Source organism: Acinetobacter sp. ANC 4648 (assembly GCF_002135345.1).
GTDB lineage: Bacteria > Pseudomonadota > Gammaproteobacteria > Pseudomonadales > Moraxellaceae > Acinetobacter.
Window position 1 is genome coordinate 410,391 of the sequence record NZ_NEGI01000001.1, and the last position, 21,110, is coordinate 431,500.

Here is a 21,110-nt window from a genome sequence, read left to right on the forward strand (position 1 = left end):
CAATTCAAACTGTGTTTCCGCTCCGCCATACCTGTTGAATATAATGAATTAAATCAGCTATTCGAAAAAATAAAACATCTGGTCACTAATTGTAAGTGGTACTGAGTAAGTGAAGCGAATATCTGTAATTAAACTCATGTAAAGAAAAAGCCCCAATAAGGGGCTTTTTCTTTTTACTCTAGACGATAACTTCTCAAATATCACTTAGTGATCAGAAGCACCAGAGATACCAATACCTGTTTGTGAACGTACAAACTGTGCATCAAATGCTTTACGTTCTGCTTGTGCACGTGCTGAATGATCAGTCACAGAGAACAACCAACAGCAGAAGAATGACAATGGCATAGCAAAAATTGCAGGGCCATTAAATGGATTCACAGCAGTATCAGAGATTTTTAAAGTATCTACCCAAACGGCTTTAGATAAGATAATTAAAGTGACGGCTGTAACTAGCCCTACGACACCACCAATCACCGCACCACGCGTTGTTAAGCCTTTCCAGAACATCGACAGCACAAGTACTGGGAAGTTTGCACAAGCCGCAACCGAGAATGCTAACCCCACCATGAATGCAACGTTTTGTTTCTCGAATAAAATACCCAAGATCATGGCGAAAATTGCAAGACCAAGTGTTGCAATTTTCGACATACGCAATTCAGATTCAGGAGTCGTTTGACCCTTTTTAATTACGTTTGCATACAAGTCATGTGAAATTGCTGAAGCACCAGACAATGTCAAACCAGCGACAACGGCAAGAATCGTTGCAAATGCCACTGCTGAAATGAAGCCCATGAACAAATCACCGCCAACAGCATCACTTAAGTGAACTGCAGCCATGTTGTTACCACCCACGAGCTCTAATTTGCCAGTGACTGCCATTTTTGCAACATCAATAAATTGTGGGTTGTTTGATACGAAAAGGATCGCACCGAAACCAATGATGAAGGTTAATAAATAGAAGTAACCAATAAAGCCTGTTGCTACCACAACTGATTTACGTGCTTCTTTAGCATCTTTAACAGTAAAGAAACGCATTAAAATATGAGGTAAACCTGCCGTACCAAACATGAGTGCCAAACCTAGAGATAGAGCATCTAATGGATTTGCCGCTAGTTTCCCAGGCCCCATAATATTACTAGCTTCAGCTATACTAATATCATGTACTTTACTGAACACTTGAATCGATTGTTCAAACATCGTAGTAAAGCTAAAACCAACACCCTTCATTACCATAAATGCCATGAAAGTTGCACCGGAAAGCAACATCACTGCTTTAATGATTTGCACCCAAGTGGTTGCTAACATACCACCAAAGATAACGTAAGCCATCATGAGAAGGCCGACGATCACTACAGCAATGTTATAGTTCAAACCAAACAGTAATTTGATTAGCTGTCCTGCACCCACCATTTGAGCGATCAAATAGAATGCAACAACAACCAAAGAACTAATCGCAGCTAAAGTACGAACTGGTTTTTCTTCCAAGCGGAATGAAACTACATCAGATAAGTTATATTTACCGAGGTTACGTAAACGTTCAGCCACCAAGAATAGTACGATCGGCCAACCGACCATAAAGCCAAGTGAATACAGTAAGCCATCAAAACCTGAACTAAACACCAATGCAGAAATACCAAGGAAGGATGCCGCTGACATATAGTCACCTGCAATCGCGAGACCATTCTGAAAACCAGAAATACCACCGCCTGCAGTATAGAAATCTTGGGTACTAGTCGTTTGTTTTGCAGCCCACTTAGTAATCACCAAAGTAAACGCTACAAAAATTACAAACATGATAATCGCATGCCAATTTGTGGCTTGTTGTTCTGCTGCACCTAAGTCAGGACTTGCTTTAACCAATGTCGACATCAGTGCTGTGGAAGCAATAAATGCCTTCGATTTTAATGAATTCAATTTCATCTTAGTGGTTTCCTTTTTCATGAGCAATTGCTTCCACTTCTTTCATTGCTTCTGCATTGAGTTGATCCAATGACCGGTTAGCAATAAATGAATACACAGCACATAAAACAAAGGACAATACAATAATTCCGAGACCTAACGGAATTCCCCATGTAACTACACCACCATCAAATGAACTCTTTAAAAATTCTTTGTTATAGCCAACTAAAAGCATGAATCCAACATAAACAAACAACATAATTGCTGTAAGTGTCCAGCTCAATTTGCTCTTTTTAGCAACCATTTCTTTGAATTTTGGATTTTGTAGAATCTGTTCTACCTGTCTCTCATCCATAACCATGCTCCATAATAAGCGACCAGTCCACTGGTTGCTTTTTTAATATTTTTATTACGTACCTAAAGTTAACAATGTTGTATAGCTCTCGTAACTTAGACTTTGGTCGTTAAATTTTGATCAACATGAACGTGTCAGTTCACGTATGCGCTATTATAGCCACAGAATTTTAAGCCGTAGTCCTTATGAACAGTTGGTTGATTATTGGGGTTCTAGCCCTTTATATCTTAGTTTTATTTGTTTGCGCATTTTTTGGAGAGAAGCACGCGAGTCGTTTAAGCACGCGTGGGCGGATGCTTCTCTTTAGTCTAACATTGGGTGTTTATTGCTCATCATGGACGTTTTATGGCGCAACAGGAGCTGCTGTTCGTGAAGGCATTATCTTCTTACCCATTTATTTGGGACCATTATTATTTGTTGGGCTGGGCTATGATATTTGGCGACGTTTAGGTCGCGTCAGACAACATCATGCGATTTCTTCTATTGCCGACTTTGTTGCGGCACGCTACGGAAAAAGTGGCACCCTAGCCTCTTTAGTGACCATTCTGGCTGTAATTGCCATTATTCCATATTTGGCTCTGCAACTCCGTGCCATTGCGCTCAGTGCCTCGGTAATCTTGGAGCAGAATACCCAAGTGGCTTCTGCCACTACCAATGGTGTTCTAGCACTAACTGCGGTACTGGCAATATTAGCGATGATGTTTGGTACTCGGCAAATTGCCAATACTGAGCAGCATGGTGGCTTAATGTTAGCGGTCGCCTTTGAATCCTTTGTAAAACTTTTTGCACTCCTATGCGTCGCACTTTTCTTCATCTTTGAGTCTCCACAAAATATTATTCAAATTTCGCATGATGTCAGTAAAAGTTTTCATGACGTACAACGCTTTGGTGTACCTGAAACATTCTGGGTGCAAACATTATTAGCTGCGTTAGCGATTATTTGCTTACCACGCCAATTTCACGTTGCTGTGGTTGAATTACGTGATGAAAAGCATATTCGTGGCGCACGCCGCTGGTTTGCAGCTTATTTGATTTTAACCATTTTTGCGATTATTCCTATTGCCAGTTGGGCTCTGCATACGGCTCCGGCCTATCTCTCTATTCCAGATGTCGCAGTATTATCTTTACCACTCAGTTATAACCAAGAATGGCTGACCTTGTTGGCGTTTCTCGGTGGTTTTTCCGCATCAACAGGGATGTTATTGGTTTCATCCGTCGCATTATCAATCATGCTGAGTAATGACTTAATCATGCCGGCATTATGGCGTTTTAATTTATTATCACGGCATGATAAACGCTTACCACAAGTGCTTAAATTTACACGGCGCGTCTGTATTTTGGCGGTGATGTTCTTCGGTTTCTTATTCTTCCACTTCTTTAATGATATTGACCAACTCTCAACCTTTGGCTTATTGGCCTTTAGTGCTGTTGCACAGTTTTCTCCTGCCCTCATTGGAGGATTATATTGGCGTGGTGGAAGTCGACAAGGCGTCTATGCGGGCTTAGTGGTCGGTTTTGTACTCTGGACCTATACACTGCTCCTGCCAACAATTTTACGCAGCCTCCCCATTGAGTATAGCCAATTTGCTCAGCAGTTTTTAACGTTAGGACCTTTTGGCATTACATGGTTACGTCCCGAGGCATTATTGGGTTTTGAATCATTTGCACCCCTCACTCATGGGGTCACTTGGGCACTTGGTTTAAATATTCTTTTATTTATTTGGATCTCTAGAATTTACCGCCCGAGTATTGCTGAACAAATACAAGCGGAAAGCTTTTTTTATTACGAAACTAAACCTCTGCCTGCTCAAAACACAGCGACCGATATTAATTATCTACAGCATGATGTTGCACGCTTAAAAGTGGGGGATTTGATTACACTGGCGAAGCGGATTACTGGTGAAGGTCCAACCGTACAGGCCTTTCAACAATTTTGTAACATGAATAAGCTGGTACTGAATGAAAACAGCAGTGCCAATGGCATGTGGTGGCGCTTTACCGAACAATATCTAGCAGGAACCATTGGTGCTGCATCAGCACGGACTTTACTCACCACTGCCATGGTGAATAATGGTTTAGCCTTGGGGCAAGTCGCTAATATTCTAGATCAAGCCTCACAATGGCAACGCTTCAACCAAAACTTGATCATGACCATGATTGACCATATGACGCAAGGGGTCAGTGTAGTCGATGAAAATATGTGCTTGGTCGCTTGGAACAATCAATATCTTAAACTTTTTGATTATCCAAAAGATTTAGTCTATGTCGGCTGCCCTATTTCAGATTTGATTCGTTATAACGCTGAACGCGGTGAATGCGGCCCTGGCTCTATTGATGAGCATGTCCGCAAGCGGATGCATTGGATGAAAGTTGGAAGTGCGCATGAGTTTGAGCGGATTCGAAAAGACGGTCGAGTCATTCAAATGCGTGGTAATCCGATTGAGGGCGGTGGCTTTGTCACCACTTTTGCTGATATTACTGCTTTCCGCGAAAACGAAGCTATTCTTGAAGCCCGTGTCTCTGATCGAACCCAACAATTAGCCAATGCCCTCTCTGAACAACAATTGGCGCGTGAACAAGCCGACCGTGCCAATATGTCAAAAAGTCGTTTTATTGCCGCGGCCAGTCATGACTTATTACAACCGATGCACGCTGCTCGACTCTTCAGTACCGCATTGGAACAAAGTGTACAATCAGAGGAAGATCGTAAAACGCTACAGCAATTGGATCGTGCCTTACATGGTGCAGAGAGTATGCTGTCTGCCCTCTTAGATATTGCACGGTTAGAAGGAGGTAGCCTTCAACCCAATCGCCAAGCCTATCCGCTACATGATTTACTGCATGATTTAGAACTACAATTTAAATCAATAGCTGCGCAACGTAATATTCAATTTAAAGTTCATGATGTGAAATTTTGGATTAATACAGATCCGCAATGGATTCGTCGTATTATTCAAAACTTCGTGAGTAATGCACTGCGCTATACGGCTAAAGGTCGAGTAGTAGTTGGGGTATTACGCTCATCTCAACATCCCCGTCATATTCGCATCGGGGTTTGGGATACGGGTCCAGGTATTGCAGAAGAACAACGTATTAAACTGTTCCAAGAGTTCGAACGTTGTGGCCATACCTCCCCATGGGGAGAACAAGGTCTTGGACTTGGTTTAGCGATTGTACAACGCATGACCAGTCTGTTGGATTACCCTGTTAATGTCTATTCTGAGCTTGGAAAAGGTTCATGTTTCATGATCGAAGTTCCGATTGTAGATGCACCACAAATCATTGCAGCACCTGTTCAAGCTGTGCCCTTAAAAACTAAAGCCTACAAGATTCTATGCTTAGATAATGATGAAAATATCTTAGATGGAATGTCGACCTTGCTGACCAAATGGGGCTATCAAGTTTTTAAAGCCACAGAACCTGAGCAAGCGCTGCAATTAATTCAGCAAGAAAACATTCAAGTATGGTTAGTCGATCAGCATTTAAATCAAGGTAAAATCGGTTTAGACTTTATTTTAGAACAGCGTCAAGAAAATGTACCTGTGGCATTAATTACCGCAGATTCTGATCCTGAACTACCGCAACGATTAAAAGAGTTAAATGTCGTATTATTAAGAAAACCGTTAAAACCTGCATCATTACGATCATGGTTGTCTGGGTTAAAAATTTCTAAATAGCACTGTGATTAAAAATATCAAAAGTCCATATCTGCACTAGGATATGGACTTTTGATACATACATTGGCTCAATATTCAGCTGAATAGCAATTTATTTTAGGTTTTAGGCAAAAGTTTTCAAAATTGAACTCAATCCAGCACTTTTGATTGACCAAAAAAATCATCCCCTTATTTTCTATGGCAAATAGCATCAAAATAATAAGTGAACACTTGTATACTTAGTTACAATTTCATAAGATAATGAAAATTATAAAGTTAAATCAATAAAATCGACATATACAACTTTAGTCATATTCCTATTGCTTCTAAGATAAATCATAAATGAATCATTATTGATTCACTTTTAAACGCTCATGGATGTGGCGATAAAAATTGAAGCATCACGATTAAAATGAGGCGCTCAACATGAATATTTCAAATACCACGCTAGCACCTAGCTATCAATCTCAACAACTGCATCGCCAATATGGTGTCAATGCAATGTTACCTGAAATTAATTGGACAGAGGTTTTTAAGGACAGTAAGTTAAATTCAATTCAGCTTCAAGCCTTAGACACACTGTATCGCAATGCTGTTCCTTTAGCTCTGCAAGTTTTTGATGAGCTCAAATTTGATGTATTTACCTCCACCGCTTACCAACCACAAGGTTTGGGATTATTCGACAAATTGGCTCAGCAAGAAGAAAAACTGATGCAATTGCTTGAAGCTGAATGTAAGAATTTAAATGAGGAAGTAAGGCATCAAATTTGGAGTATGTTACTCCGTGGTGGTGCTGTTTTGGTTTTTAAAGCATGGTTAGGTAAAGTTAAATCTGGCAATAATGAGCTGGACATGACACAGTTTGATGAACTTTCAGATTTATTGTTTATTAAAACGGCCCCGCAAATTTTAGCCAATCGTTTAGGCGTCAATGTGCATGCAGACTATGATCATATTTTCTTAATGTATGGCAATGATATTTTCCTTGATCGTTTTAATAGTCTGGAAACGGCAGCACTATTTGTCGATTTAGGGGTTTATGATGCCACTTTCTTGAGCTTAAGAGATGACCGTGTTGCAGAATATTTAAAAGCGAAAGGCTATGTCACTCAAGAGCAAATGGATGATCTACAATGTGCTTTAAATCCATTAGGTTGTCCCGATTTAATTGCGAAACAAGACTGTTTAGCTTAACAACTCTTTAAATAGACATTAACTTAAATTAAACACATAAAAAAGACCTTCATTCAGGTCTTTTTTAACATCATGTATTATATTTAAACGCGTCTTTCTTCAATATTCAAGGCACTAATAGCCAAAACTGCTTGAGTTCGATTTTGGACACCCAATTTACGGAAAATTGCAGTGACATGGGCCTTAATCGTGGCTTCAGACACTTCCAACTCGTAAGCAATTTGCTTATTTAACAAGCCTTCAGCCACCATCATCAACACTCGGAACTGCTGTGGTGTCAGTGATTGAATACGCTCAGCCAAAGCTGTTTCTTCTGCTGCCCGTGGGTCAAAGTTCATATTAGCAGGTAAGTTCGGGGGTAACCAAATATCCCCTTCTAAGACATGACGAATTGCTTCACCAATATGACTTGGATGGGCTGACTTTGGAATATAACCCATTGCCCCATGTGCAATAGCACGCTGGATAATCGAAGAGTCTTCATGTGCAGACACTACAATAATCGGTAACGATGGGTACTGCGCACGAACGTGAACCAATGCTGAAAAACCAGATGCACCGGGTAAATTTAAATCGAGTAAAACTAAATCTGGTTCAGGACCATTTTCTAAGCGCTCATAAAATTCATTCACTGCAGCAGTTTCATGAATTTGAGCCTGAGGAAAACTATAACGGACTGCTTGAATTAAAGCATGGCGAAACAGTGGGTGATCATCAACGATTAAAATATTCATAAGCGAAGCGAGATATCTCTAGCACAGAGTTTGATTCTAACCGCACTATTGCTATTAAGGATACGTAAATATGAACGTTTTTTTGAATAAACAGCTGACTTAAAATATAAATCCCTCTAATTTTTAGGGAATTCATTTAGCTTTAGATAAGAATATCATTTATGATTATAAAATAAAGATAAAAAAATTAGTTACTTATACTCTAAAAATATAACAAAGCACATCAATGCGTTATTGATCAGAATTGTTAAAAATAACACAAAAAAGATCGATATATGCAAAACAGATAAACTATTTTTTTTTGCTTATTTTACAGCGTATTGCTTGATCGTGATTAATGAAGACACTCCTAAGACCACTTCTATCGGGTTAATAAAATGTCGATTTCTGCACAGAAAAAACCACTGAACATCGTTGCCGTTTCGGGTGGTTTAAATCATCCGTCCAAGACTGAAAGTCTGGTACAAGCAATTTTAGATGAATTGGGTCAAGCCATCCCCATTAAGGTTCATTTTATTAAATTCAGTATTATTGGAGCATTACTCGGGGGTGCAATTTATCGTCATCAACTTCCTCAAAATATTCAAGATGATTTAGCTGCCGTAGAAGCAGCAGATGCATTAATTGTAGGTACACCAGTTTATCGTGCTTCCTTTACTGGTTTATTCAAACACTTTTTTGATTTTGTCGAACCGACTGCTTTGGTGAATGTACCTGTATTGCTTGCAGCATCTGGCGGGAGTGACCGGCATGCACTGATACTCGAACATCAATTGCGTCCACTATTCAGTTTCTTTCAGGCACAAACTTTACCCATTGGCGTCTATGCAACAGATCTAGATTTTACACCTGAATACACGATTAAAAGTGAAGCGATCCAAGAGCGCATTACACTCGCAGTAGCGCGTGCCCTACCAATTTTGGAATGGACAGCAAGCAATGGTCTACATGCTGTAGTGGTTAAAAGCAAGACTCTACAGGCCACTCAAAATATTGATATCAATAGCCAAATTGAACTAAAACAGCTTTTACTTTCTACTAGAGCCCATAAGGTAGATACAGCCGAATCTCAATTGAACAGTGAGACCCAACTCCCTCAGACTCAATTTATTTAATAGATTCATTCATTAAACAATCAATCTACTTTGAAGCTGTGTTATTAAAACGACAATAAATAAGAATAATGGTTGATCCACTTTCCCTCAAAACTCGGTTTGAGGGATTTTTTCGTGTCATGAACAGTAAAATTTGGAATTAATAATAGGCAATCTATTGGAATAATAAAATACTGCTAAATATGCTCTAGCAGTATTAAGTTATATCAATCCAAGAAAAATGCAAAATAAATCAAAAAATGTATACCGCTGCTTTTCCAACATGCACATGCTATGAATTTGCTCTTACCTCAATAATCAATTGATCCACGACACTTGGATCAGCCAAGGTTGAAGTATCACCTAAACTATCCAATTCATTGGCTGCAATCTTACGTAAAATTCGGCGCATGATTTTTCCAGAACGTGTTTTTGGTAAGGATGGTGCCCAATAAATTGCATCTGGTGTGGCCACTGGGCCGAGAACCTTGCGCACCCAACCAACCAACTCTTGACGTAATACTTCTGTTTCAGCTTCACCAGCTTGCAAAGTCACATACACTGCAATGCCCTGGCCTTTGATCTGATGTGGCATACCGACCACTGCGGCTTCAGCTACTTTCTCATGTGCAACCAATGCACTTTCAATTTCTGCAGTACCTAAACGATGCCCAGATACATTCAACACATCATCGACACGACCTGTAATCCAGTAATAGCCATCCTTATCACGACGCGCACCATCTCCAGTAAAATAATTACCAGGATAGGTTAAGAAAAATGCATCGATAAACCGCTCAGGATCTCCCCAAATTGTCCGCATTTGACCTGGCCATGAGTCTTTAACAATTAAATTACCTTCTGCTTCCCCTTCCAGCTCATGCCCCTCAGCATCAACTAACCCAGGCTGTATACCAAAAAATGGCCGAGTCGCCGAGCCTGGCTTTAAAGCAGTTGCACCGGGTAAGGGTGAAATTAAAATCCCACCTGTTTCTGTTTGCCACCATGTATCAACAATTGGACAGCGACTTTCACCCACCACGGTATAATACCAATTCCACGCTTCCGGGTTAATCGGTTCACCGACTGAACCCAATAGGCGTAAACTACTGCGATCACTTTCACGTACAAAAGCATCACCTTCACGCATCATGGCGCGAATCGCAGTCGGTGCAGTATATAAAATGGTGATGTTATGCTTATCTACAATATGCCCAGTACGTGCCCATGTTGGATACTGTGGAATACCTTCTGACATCACTGTCGTCGTACCATTAGACAGTGGTCCATACAGTACATACGAATGCCCAGTAATCCAACCGACATCGGCTGTACACCAAAACACATCATCTTGTTTTATATCAAATACTTCACGAAAAGTGGTGTTTACATAAGTCAAATATCCGCCGGTAGTGTGTAACACTCCTTTGGGTTTCCCCGTCGACCCCGATGTATAAAGAATGAAAAGAGGGTCTTCAGCATTCATTGGCTCAGGCGGACAAATATCGTTTACGGTCATGATTTCCATGTGATACCACAAGTCACGACCAGTCTGCATGGTAATCGAGTTTCCAGTACGATGAACCACCAGCACATTCTGAACGGAACCAGTACCCTCCAATTGAAGTGCAGCATCGACATTTTCTTTCAGTAGAATACTTTTACCACCACGCATACCCGAATCAGCAGTAATCACCAATTTGGCTTGGCTATCATCTATACGGCTTGCCAATGAATCTGGGGAAAAACCTCCAAAGACCACACAATGGACTGCACCAATTCGGGTACAAGCCAACATCGCAATGGCCGCTTCTGGAATCATCGGCATATATAAAACGACACGATCACCTTTACTAATTCCATTTTTTTTCAAAACATTGGCTAAACGACACACTTCATCATGCAATTCTTCGAAGGAAATAATTTTATGTCGTGATGGATGATCCCCTTCCCAAATAATGGCTGGTTTATGCGGATGCTCTTTTAAATGACGATCCAAACAATTACTGCTGACATTCAACTCTCCATCTGCAAACCATTCAATTTTAAAATTATCTTTATTAAAATTAGTATTTTTAACCTGTGTAAAAGGCTTCATCCAATCCAGTTTGTTTGCTGCTTCTGCCCAAAACTCATTTGGATGAGCGAGGGAATACTGATACCGCTCAAAATATTGTTGTTCATTGGTCCTTGCCGTTTTTGCAAAGACTTCCGGTACTGGATAGATTTCTTTCATATTATAGATCCTTCATTATGCATCTCATCTCGAGATGTATGCCTACATTATTGATTTTATTACGTGCATAAATTCAGTATGACAACCATGCAAATTGCTAAACAATTATACTTCTGTCGTAGAGCTTGGATAAATTCCATCCATGAGATTTATTTTACGGATGTTTAAAATTATTTTAAATTTCAGTCACACTGCTGGTTTTTTAATCTTATATTTTATCTGTAGAGAATCGTAGCCTTTTTTTTAAAATTAACATTTCCTTACCGAATCAACCAATTTAGATCGTATTAGAGTCAGTTCAAAATATCCTCCATTATTTAAAAAACATCTCCTCTATGAGCTACTTTCGAATGGAACAATGAAGTCAGCAACCTTATGATTCACTTGAACTGCATCGACTTCATCTATTTTGAACATCAATAGATGCACAATTGAATTTGAATAATCTTGGATGAAATATAACAATTAGCTAACGGTGAATGAATTCATCACTTGATATCCTTTATTTCGTAAAAAATTCAGGCAAAATAGCGCAACTTTTTTATTGGACAACATTGTGGCTGAAGAAGCAAATACCTTAAGTGAGGTCGCTCAAGGCACCACACAATTGATTCATACTGCAGGTGAAAAAACTGCAAAATCAGTCATTGAACACACTGCAAAATACAATGATGCCTATTCCACGATTGATAAATTCGTCGATGGATTTTGGGAACGCATGCCCTATTTATGCATTGCCCTTATCGTGCTCTTTATTTTTTGGTTACTGTCTAAACTGTTCAAACTTTTTGTCCGTAAAACGCTAGAAAATCGTTCTTATACCCGACAAAACTTAGTCTTGGTACTAAACCGAGTTGGCAGTACTTTTATTATTTTCTTTGGTTTCTTGATTGCCATGGTAATTGCAATTCCGGGATTCACCCCAGGTCAACTGATGAGTGCCTTAGGAATTGGTTCGGTTGCGATTGGTTTTGCATTCAAAGATATTTTTCAAAATATGCTTTCAGGTATTCTGATTTTACTTGGTGAGCCGTTCCAAATTGGCGACAGCATTATTGTCAATAATATGGAAGGTACAGTTGAAGATATTCAAATTCGTGCAACCTTCCTACATTCGCCTGATGGTCGTCGCATTGTTATTCCGAATGCAACGGTATATACCAGTGCAGTCACGGTCAATACAGCTTATCAACGTCGTCGTTGTGAGTTTAGCGTAGGCATTGGTTATGAAGATGACATACAGCAAGCCAAAAAGATTATTTTACAAATTCTAGATAAAGACCAAACTATCTTGAGTCAACCCAGTTTTAGCGTCAATGTATCCGCTTTAGCTGACTTTTCGATCAACTTAAAAGTCCAGTGGTGGGTAGACACTACGGAAACCTCAACATCAGCATCTATCAGTGAAGTTCAGGAACGCGTATTGGAAGCCTTTGCGAAACATGATATTTCAATTCCATATCCAGTGCAGGAAGTGAAAATGTCTCGTACTGATTCATCTATTGACGATACTCATTTAACACGTGCTAAATAATCGTCCTAAAATATAAGGAATCACGGTTTCAGTGCGAATAATTCGGTTGCCTAAGCTGAATGCGTGGCAGCCGTTTTTTATGAGCAGATCAATTTCATAGGGGATAAATCCGCCTTCTGGGCCAATCACGATACTGCAAGGATGATTAATTCCCAATGGCATACTCTGCTCTACATAAGGATGCGCCACGTAAGCAGGTTGTTCTTCTGAAATCAACGTGGGTAAAATATCTTCGACAAAAGGCTTAAATCGTTTATACAATTCAATTTGAGGTGCAATGGTATCTCCAGCTTGCTCTAGACCTAACGTCACATAATGTTCAAGTTGCTGTAAAAATGGAGTTTGCCAATAACTTTTATCAACTCGATAACTGTGGATCAGAATAATTTTAGCTACACCTAAAGTGACACTGTCCATGATCAAGCGTCGTAAAACTTTAGGCCGTGGTAAAGCCACAATTAACGTGACGGGTAATTTGGCAGGAACTGATTCTTCTTGAATCGGTTTAATTTGAATAACGTGCTCTAAAATAGAAACAATTTCAGTTAAATAACGCTTACCCTCACGAACACCAACTTTTAAAGTATCCCCGACCTGTATATCGACATGTGTTTTTAAATGTTCAATTTGACGTTTAGAAGTAATGGACCACAATGCTGATTCGGTCTGGCGCGAGTCTAAAAGGACCATGTTCATGGTATATGTACCAATTTCTATATTGAATTAAAGATATTGATCAATCACAGCAATATGCTTGTGTAATGAACCTTTATTACGCTCTAAAACTTGCATCGCATGCTGACTGAGCCTGTCTGAAACATTCGAATCTTCAAGATATTGTAATAAGATCTGTACAACCTCTGCTGCAGATTGAGCAACTTTAATAGCATCTGCTTGTAAAAATTCATGCACAATCGCTTGAAAATTTACACAATTTGGCCCAATCACGGTGGGTACATTCAGTACCATTGGCTCTAAAATGTTATGCCCACCACCTGGTTGATTCAAAGATCCCCCGACAAAACAAGCTTGGCTTAATGCATACCATAACCAGAGCTCACCCATACTATCCGCCAAATATACTTGTGTATCAGCGAGTATCTCTTGCCCTAAACTGCGACGTTGGGTCGTTAAGTTTAAACTTTGAGCGATCTGAAAGACCTCATCAAAACGTTCAGGATGACGAGGAACAACAATGCACAGCATCTCAGCATGCTGCTCTAAATAAGGCTTAAGAGCAGTCAACAATAATTGTTCTTCAGGCGCATGTGTACTGGCAATAATCATAATTTTACGCTTCGCCAAACTCCAATTATGCTTCAATTGTTGGGCTTGCCGAATAACTATTTCTGGCGCAGAAATATCAAATTTAATGCTACCGAAAACTTGGGTCTTTTGCTTAGGCATACCTAAGCTAATAAAACGCTGTTGCGTTGCTAAATCTTGCGCCAATAAATCATCCAATTTTTGTAGCATTGGAGCCGTCAAACTCGGTACTTTACGATAACCCTGCGCTGACTTTTCAGAAAGACGAGCATTCACCAATAAACACGGCACTTGAAATTGCTGGGCTTGATCTAGCAAATTTGGCCACAATTCTGTTTCAACTAAAACTAAAATCTTAGGCTGATACTTTGCATAAAAGGCTTGAACTAAATGTTTCTGATCTGCAGGTAAATATACAGCTTGAAATAAATCTTGATACGGTGCTTTTAAGAATAATGATTTAGCTCGTGCCTGTCCTGTTTGGGTAGTATTGGTCACAAGAATGGCATGACCTAATTTTAAATAATGCTCAATTAAAGGTTGTGCGGCATTAGTTTCACCTACCGAAACGGCATGAAACCAAATAGTATTTTTATTTTTAGGCGTTTGAAATGGGCCAAAACGTTCAAGACATTCTTGTTGATATTGCTCTAAATTTAAGGCACGTTTTTTAATCCGCCATTGATACAAAGGCTTGATGATTGCTAATGCGATGTTGTACCAAAAAGGAGTAGCCAAACAGATGCCCTAAAATAAATTCAATCGCCGAATATAACAGAGCATTATTCAGTTGTTAATGAATAATGCTCATAAGATGCAAGCGTTTGTGTCGTTATCCTGAAGTTACTAAACTTTCAGCCAATGTTGGATAATCGATATAACCTTCAGCAACATCAGTTCCAATCATATTATCAAATACCAATTCATTGAGCGGTGCATCTTGCACTAAACGCTCATATAAATCAGGATTCGCAATATAATCCTTACCAAATGAGACTGCCTCTGCTTTGCCAGAAGCCAATAAATCCATCGCATCATCACGACTTAAACGCATATTAGCAATATACGCTATGCCATTTGCATGCTGTTTCATATCAAGGCTAATACTTTCGCTATCAATATACTCACGAGTAAAGAAGAAAGCGATATGACGTTTGCCCAACTCTTGCATGACATAACCGAAAGTGTCTTTAGGATGATCATCACCCATATCATGCTCATCACCACGAGGTGCTAAATGTACACCAACGCGTCCTGCCCCCCAAACCTCAATCAAGACATCCATAACATCAAGCAATAAACGGGCACGATTTTCGACTGAACCCCCATATTTATCTTCACGTTGATTGGTCGAACTTTGCAAAAATTGGTCAATCAGATAACCATTGGCAGCATGTAATTCCACGCCATCAAAACCGGCCTCTTTGGCACGGATAGCAGCCTGTTTAAATTGTTCAACAATAGTTTTTATTTCAGAAATTTTAAGTGGACGTGGCACCACATATTCACGTTTTGGACGTAATAGACTAACCTGACCAGCCTGCTGAACTGAACTCGCAGAAACAGGCGTTTCACCACCCAATAGGTCTGGATGCGAAACCCGACCGACATGCCATAACTGCGCGACAATTAAACCCTTTTGATCATGTACTGCTGTTGTGACCTTTTTCCAACCTGCAACTTGTGCATCAGTGAACAAACCTGGTGTATTTAAATAGCCATTCGCTGCTTCAGAAATGACTATTGCTTCGGAAATGATCAGACCTGCACTTGCGCGCTGCGCATAGTAAGTTGCCATCATTGCTGTTGGAACGCGATCGACTGTTGCACGACTACGAGTTAGAGGGGCCATTACCACGCGATTTTTAAGATGTAAATTGCCAAGAATGAGAGGAGTGTTAAATTCAGCCATATATGCCTCATGACTCACCTATTGAACAAATCAACATAAAGGAAGTTGAGTGATTTGTTTTAAAGTGAGTTTTTCAGATATTCAATGTATTGCTGAATAAGCACTTCATTGCGAGAAAAATAGGACCATTGCCCGTATTTTTCCGCTTGAATTAAACCTGCCTGCTGTAAAACAGATAAATGATTCGACATTGTGGATTGAGAAACATTACCGAGTTTTTCGATATTTCCTGCGCAGATACCACGATTAAAGCCACCACATTGCTCTTCCGACAAAAATTGTTCAGGTGATTTCAACCATTCCAATATTTGTCGGCGAGTCGGATTTGCTAAGGCTTTAAAAATTAAATCTATATCCATAGTCCAGACACATTTAATACAACATTTAAAAAATGAATCGGCAAAGTGCTATCCAGCATCTTGATACCAATATATCGTATTTTACCGATTTTAATATCGATTTTTTTGGATATATTCGCAAAATACAGATAACACCTTGCTTCTATTATAAATTTAAATTACAAGCCCTGTTTTAAGCTTGCTTCAATAAATTTATCTAAATCACCATCCAGTACAGCACCCGTATTCGAGCTTTCAACACCAGTACGTAAGTCTTTAATCCGTGAGTCATCAAGTACATATGAACGAATTTGACTGCCCCAACCTATTTCTGACTTAGTATCTTCAAGTGCTTGTGCGGCATCAGTACGAATTTTCATTTCACGTTCATACAGTTTGGCACGTAATTGTTTCCACGCATGATCACGGTTGGCATGTTGTGAACGCTGATTCTGACACGCCACGACAATACCCGTCGGTGCATGCGTTAGACGTACCGCAGAATCAGTTTTGTTAATGTGCTGACCACCTGCGCCAGATGCACGATAAGTATCCGTACGAACATCGGCAGGATTAATGTCAATTTCAATATTGTCATCAACTTCGGGAGAAACAAAGACCGCTGAGAATGAAGTATGACGACGGTTACCTGAGTCAAAAGGTGACTTACGCACCAGACGATGCACACCCGATTCGGTACGCAACCAACCATAGGCATATTCGCCTTCCACACGAATCGTTGCAGATTTAATCCCTGCTACATCACCGTCAGATTCTTCCATCAATTCTGCTTTAAAGCCATGACGTTCAATCCAACGTAAATACATACGCAATAACATTGAAGCCCAATCTTGTGCTTCTGTACCACCTGAACCCGCTTGAATTTCTACATAGCAAGGGTTAGGATCCATTGGATTGCTGAACATACGACGGAATTCAAGTTTGGCTAATTCTTCTTCAGCAGCACTCAATTCAGCTTGTACATCTTCAAGCAAACTTTCATCGTCTGCTTCAACCGCCAAATCAAGTAAAGCTTGAGCATCTTCTAGTTGAGTAGATAAGCCTTCTAAAACGTTAATAACGTTTTCGAGTTCGCCTTTTTCTTTCGCCATTGCTTGTGCACGGCTTTGGTCATTCCAAATACTTGGATCTTCTAACTCGCGGAGAACCTCTTCTAAACGCTCTTTCTTCAGATCGTAGTCAAAGATACCCCCGTAGTGTTTGACCACGGTCATTTAAGTCTTTTAATTGGTTTAGATATGGATTGATTTCCACGAGGTTAATCCTATTCGGTTTTTAAACGGCGTAATTCTAACATAGAGATAAATGATCTACACAGAATATGCGTATTTGTTCAAAAAGTGGCTAATTTTCTTAAATAATCATTCAAAGCACCTTTTATTTTGCCAATACTTGATACTTAATATTTTAAGTCTTTCATTATTTTAATAGATTATTTTTTGAACAATAATTGCCATTATGAATCATACTTTCAATAACCACACATTAAATCCACAATTTTAATAAAACAATACATTAAAATTAATCATTTAAAATCAATATATTACATTAATTAAATTACAAGAAATTACCAACATTACAGTTCTGTTACTTTGCTAGGATTGACCTTGATGAAATTTAAATTAGACTGAAGTTGTAACAAAAAATGTATCTAATCTAGCAAAACTTTCAGAGGGGTTATCACCATGAAAAAATTAGCAATTGCATCCGCACTTTTATCTGCGTTAGCAATGTCTGGTACAGCAAACGCGTACCAAGCAGAAGTTGGTGGTTCTTATACTTACACTGATTGGGATGATTTTGATGGAACTCATAATTTTGGTGTAGATGGAACTTACTACTTCAATCCAGTTCAAACCCGTAATGTACCTTTAAATGAAGCAGCATTCCTAGATCGTGCGAGCAATGTTAAAGCACAAGTGAACTATGGCAACAATAACGATGTCAAAAACACAGAATATGCTGTTGGCGCTGAATATTTTGTTCCAAATAGCGATTTTTACCTCAGTGGTGATGTCGGCCGTAATGAACGTAAAGTTGATAATACGAACATTGATCTTAAAGTAACGACTTATGCTGCTGAAGTTGGTTATTTACCTGCACCAGGTTTATTAATCGCAGCGGGTGTGAAAGGTTATGATGCCAAACATGGTGATGATGGTGCAGATCCAACGATCCGTGCTAAATATGTAACTACTTTAGGTAATGGTAAAGATATTAACTTAGAAGCTGGCGCTGCATTTGGCGACTTGGATGAGTACCGTGTTCGTGGTGACTACTACCTTGATAAAACACTTAGCGTCGGTGCTGACTACTACAATAACGGTCTAACAGATCATGATGAATTTGGTCTTTCTGCAAAAAAATTCTTAAATCAGCAAGTGAGCCTTGAAGGTCGTGTTGGTTTCGGTAATGATGACAACACTTATGGTGTACGCGCAGCATACCGTTTCTAAGTCTTACAGTTCGAAGCAATAAAAAAATCCGCGCCATAAGCGCGGATTTTTTTATTGCTGTAAATGCAGTAATCTCAATTGTAAACTGACTTTCCCGTTAAATTGATTTTTATCCATTTCATAAACAATGCGCACTATGTCAACGCTTGGATCAAAAGCAAACTTATCCAATGCATTAAAAGCAATGGCATCGACAGACTGGCCATTGCCCAAAGATAATTTTAATTTTAAATGAACTTCCTTTAACCACCGATGCTCTAAAACTTGAAAATAACCTTCAAAAATAGGTGAAGGAAATTTCTGTCCCCAAGGCCCCAATTGTTCAATCATATCGACTGTATCTAAATTCAAGGCATTCACTGGCAATTCGCCATCTGTCCATAAAACAGCCTGAAATAAATCAGTATCTAGCTCTTGAATCAGCGTTAAAAAGACCTGTTTAAATGCTTCAAAGTTTTCCCTTTTCAAGGTTAAACCTGCCGCCGCGGCATGACCACCAAAGTGACTAACCAAATCTGGATATTGTTCTGCGACTTTTTCAATCATATCTCGAATGTGCACCCCATCAATTGAGCGCGCGGAACCTTTAATATGAATCCCATCTTGATCTGCAGCAAATACAAGACTAGGACGATGAAATTGCTCTTTTAAACGACCTGCAACAATCCCTATCACGCCCTGATGCCATTGCTGATCAAACATTACCAATGCCGTGGGTAAATTTTCCGGATCCAAATGAAGATGTGCCAATTCAGTTAAAGCCTGTTGCTTCATTTGTGCTTCAACTTGGCGCCGCTCTAAATTCAAATCATTCAGTTGCTGTGCCAATAGATAAGCCGTTTGCATATCTTCTGCAAGTAAACACTCAATCCCTATATCCATCGTTTCCATTCGACCGGCAGCATTAATGCGTGGCCCTAGGACAAAACCTAAATCTTGTGCTTTTAATTCCGATGGATCACGTCCTGCAATATCCAATAACGCACTGATTCCAGCTCGACACTGATGTTGGTGAATCCGTTTTAAACCAGCATCGATCAGAATTCGATTGTTATAATCTAAACTCGCCACATCGGCATAGGTTCCCAATGCCACTAAATCTAAATATTGCGTTATTTTGGTAGTCGATTTAGCTAATTTCGCACGATAACTAGAAAGCTTCGCCAATATATAAAAAGCGACCCCTACGCCAGCCAAAGCTTTGCTCGGAAAATTACACCCCAACTGGTTGGGATTTACCACCGCTTCAGCTTTGGGTGTTTCTTTGGTGGTCAGATGATGATCTGTAATAATTACCTGCATGCCATGCATTTGCGCTTGTGCTACACCAGCATGACTGGAGATGCCGTTATCCACTGTAATCAATAGCTCAGGCTGAAATTTTTCAAATGCCAAATCTGCAATCGCAGGGGTTAAACCATAGCCATACTTAAACCGATCGGGTACTAAATATTCAACACGGGCTCCCATTTCACGTAATGCAAGAATCATTAATACGGTACTGGTTGCACCATCTGCATCATAGTCACCGACAATGATTATTTTTCTCTGTTGATCAATCGCGATATCTATCATCTGAATGGCTTGATCTAAACCTTTCATACTGGGTGCCAATAAATACTTGAGCTTTAAATCCAGTTCTTGCTCAGATTGCACACCACGGCGTGCCAAAATATCAGCCATAAAGACTGACACGCCCTGAAAGTTTTCAGGGCGTGTCAAAAATGGTCGTTGTTTAATTTCTATGTTTTGCATTTATGGCATCAATCGTTGTAATTTCCAAACACCGTCTAGCTGTTCATAACTCAAGCGGTCATGTAAACGGTTAGGGCGACCTTGCCAGAACTCATAATGGATCGGCAGCAAACGGTATCCACCCCAAAACTCTGGTTTTTCCAGTTGTTGCAGATCTGCAACTTGATGCTGTAAATCCTGAAAGCGTTGTACCAATAATTCACGACTTTCAATGACGCCACTTTGTGGTGTGCTGATATGTGCAGCAATTTGGCTATCTCGTGGTCGTTTAAGATAATAATCCTTTGATTCTTCAACCGAAATTTTTTCAACACGGCCACTAATCCGAATCTGACGCTCTAGCTCAGGCCAATAAAATAAATATTCAGCATAAGGATTTACAGCTAAATCTAAACCTTTCTGACTATCATAATTACTATAAAAGTCATAACCTAGTTCCGTTGCACCACGTAACAATACTGTACGTAAATGTGGTCTACCTTGAGCATCGGCAGTTGCGATAGACATGGCATAGGGTTCATGAAGTTTTGCAGCTAAAGCAGCATTAAACCAAATGAGGAACTGTTGATGTGGATCTTCAGCCACACGTTCTTCATAAAGTGCATCTTTTTCATAAGTCAGACGAAGCTCACTTAAATCTTTAATCACATCATTCATGAC

General features: G+C 39.6%; 16 protein-coding genes. 5 read left to right on the plus strand and 11 right to left on the minus strand.

All coding sequences use genetic code 11. The annotated features are described in order from the left end of the window. Window positions 1-204 precede the first annotated feature (204 nt). Together B9T27_RS01930 and B9T27_RS01935 are read right to left on the minus strand one after the other, a co-directional pair. Window positions 205-1,920 carry a cation acetate symporter gene (locus B9T27_RS01930; RefSeq protein ID WP_086205165.1) on the minus strand — a complete coding sequence of 572 codons (1,716 nt, stop codon included), beginning with the start codon at window positions 1,918-1,920 and terminating at the stop codon, window positions 205-207. A gap of 1 nt (window position 1,921) precedes the next feature. Then, window positions 1,922-2,254 carry a DUF485 domain-containing protein gene (locus B9T27_RS01935; RefSeq protein WP_086205166.1) on the minus strand — a complete coding sequence of 111 codons (333 nt, stop codon included), beginning with the start codon at window positions 2,252-2,254 and terminating at the stop codon, window positions 1,922-1,924. Between the two features lie 185 nt (window positions 2,255-2,439). Here B9T27_RS01935 and B9T27_RS01940 point away from each other — a divergent pair, with 185 nt between their 5' ends. Next, window positions 2,440-5,931: a PAS domain-containing hybrid sensor histidine kinase/response regulator gene (locus tag B9T27_RS01940; RefSeq protein ID WP_086205167.1), complete on the plus strand. Its 3,492-nt coding sequence runs from the start codon at window positions 2,440-2,442 to the stop codon at window positions 5,929-5,931. A gap of 405 nt (window positions 5,932-6,336) precedes the next feature. After that, a complete protein-coding gene (locus B9T27_RS01945; RefSeq protein WP_086205168.1) occupies window positions 6,337-7,104 on the plus strand; it encodes a hypothetical protein in 768 nt (255 codons plus the stop codon). Window positions 7,105-7,187: 83 nt separating this feature from the next. Here the strand turns inward: B9T27_RS01945 and B9T27_RS01950 are convergent, their stop codons facing one another. After that, a complete protein-coding gene (locus B9T27_RS01950) occupies window positions 7,188-7,838 on the minus strand; it encodes a response regulator (protein ID WP_086205169.1) in 651 nt (216 codons plus the stop codon). A 377-nt stretch (window positions 7,839-8,215) separates the two neighbouring features. On the opposite strand from B9T27_RS01950, the gene msuE reads away from it, so the two are divergent. Next, window positions 8,216-8,953, plus strand: coding sequence for an FMN reductase (gene msuE / locus B9T27_RS01955; RefSeq protein WP_086205170.1), 738 nt, complete (start codon window positions 8,216-8,218; stop codon window positions 8,951-8,953). 271 nt (window positions 8,954-9,224) lie between these two features. Here msuE and acs read toward each other — a convergent pair whose 3' ends face one another. After that, window positions 9,225-11,168: an acetate--CoA ligase gene (gene acs / locus B9T27_RS01960; RefSeq protein WP_086205171.1), complete on the minus strand. Its 1,944-nt coding sequence runs from the start codon at window positions 11,166-11,168 to the stop codon at window positions 9,225-9,227. Window positions 11,169-11,724: 556 nt separating this feature from the next. On the opposite strand from acs, the gene B9T27_RS01965 reads away from it, so the two are divergent. Next, on the plus strand, window positions 11,725-12,702 hold the full coding sequence (locus B9T27_RS01965; RefSeq protein ID WP_086205172.1) for a mechanosensitive ion channel family protein: 978 nt from the start codon (window positions 11,725-11,727) through the stop codon (window positions 12,700-12,702). Here B9T27_RS01965 and B9T27_RS01970 read toward each other — a convergent pair. From B9T27_RS01970 to prfB, 5 genes are all read right to left on the minus strand, one after another. Beyond that, the gene (locus B9T27_RS01970; protein ID WP_086205173.1) at window positions 12,685-13,398 is read right to left on the minus strand and encodes a 16S rRNA (uracil(1498)-N(3))-methyltransferase; all 714 of its coding nucleotides are present in this window, start codon (window positions 13,396-13,398) and stop codon (window positions 12,685-12,687) included. The two genes, B9T27_RS01965 and B9T27_RS01970, sit on opposite strands and share 18 nt — an antisense overlap. 27 nt (window positions 13,399-13,425) lie before the next feature. Continuing rightward, a complete protein-coding gene (locus tag B9T27_RS01975; protein ID WP_086205174.1) occupies window positions 13,426-14,706 on the minus strand; it encodes a 3-deoxy-D-manno-octulosonic acid transferase in 1,281 nt (426 codons plus the stop codon). A 94-nt stretch (window positions 14,707-14,800) separates the two neighbouring features. Then, complete coding sequence (locus B9T27_RS01980; RefSeq protein ID WP_086205175.1) at window positions 14,801-15,880, minus strand: alkene reductase; 1,080 nt, start codon at window positions 15,878-15,880, stop codon at window positions 14,801-14,803. Window positions 15,881-15,939: 59 nt separating this feature from the next. After that, window positions 15,940-16,239 (minus strand): ArsR/SmtB family transcription factor, encoded by a 300-nt coding sequence (locus tag B9T27_RS01985; protein WP_086205176.1) that lies wholly within the window; start codon window positions 16,237-16,239, stop codon window positions 15,940-15,942. A gap of 158 nt (window positions 16,240-16,397) precedes the next feature. Continuing rightward, window positions 16,398-17,493, minus strand: a protein-coding gene (gene prfB, locus B9T27_RS01990; RefSeq protein WP_143222555.1) for a peptide chain release factor 2 whose coding sequence is annotated in 2 segments (ribosomal slippage) — window positions 16,398-17,420 and window positions 17,422-17,493 — 1,095 coding nt in all. Because the reading frame shifts where the segments join, the coding sequence is not laid out codon by codon here. 431 nt (window positions 17,494-17,924) lie between these two features. Between prfB and B9T27_RS01995 the strand changes: the two genes are divergently transcribed. Further along, a complete protein-coding gene (locus B9T27_RS01995) occupies window positions 17,925-18,695 on the plus strand; it encodes a putative porin (protein ID WP_086205178.1) in 771 nt (256 codons plus the stop codon). 51 nt (window positions 18,696-18,746) lie between these two features. Here B9T27_RS01995 and recJ read toward each other — a convergent pair whose 3' ends face one another. Both recJ and pdxH read right to left on the minus strand, forming a co-directional pair. After that, on the minus strand, window positions 18,747-20,450 hold the full coding sequence (gene recJ / locus B9T27_RS02000; RefSeq protein WP_086205179.1) for a single-stranded-DNA-specific exonuclease RecJ: 1,704 nt from the start codon (window positions 20,448-20,450) through the stop codon (window positions 18,747-18,749). Then, a complete protein-coding gene (gene pdxH / locus B9T27_RS02005) occupies window positions 20,451-21,107 on the minus strand; it encodes a pyridoxamine 5'-phosphate oxidase (protein WP_086205180.1) in 657 nt (218 codons plus the stop codon). Between the last annotated feature and the right edge of the window lie 3 nt (window positions 21,108-21,110).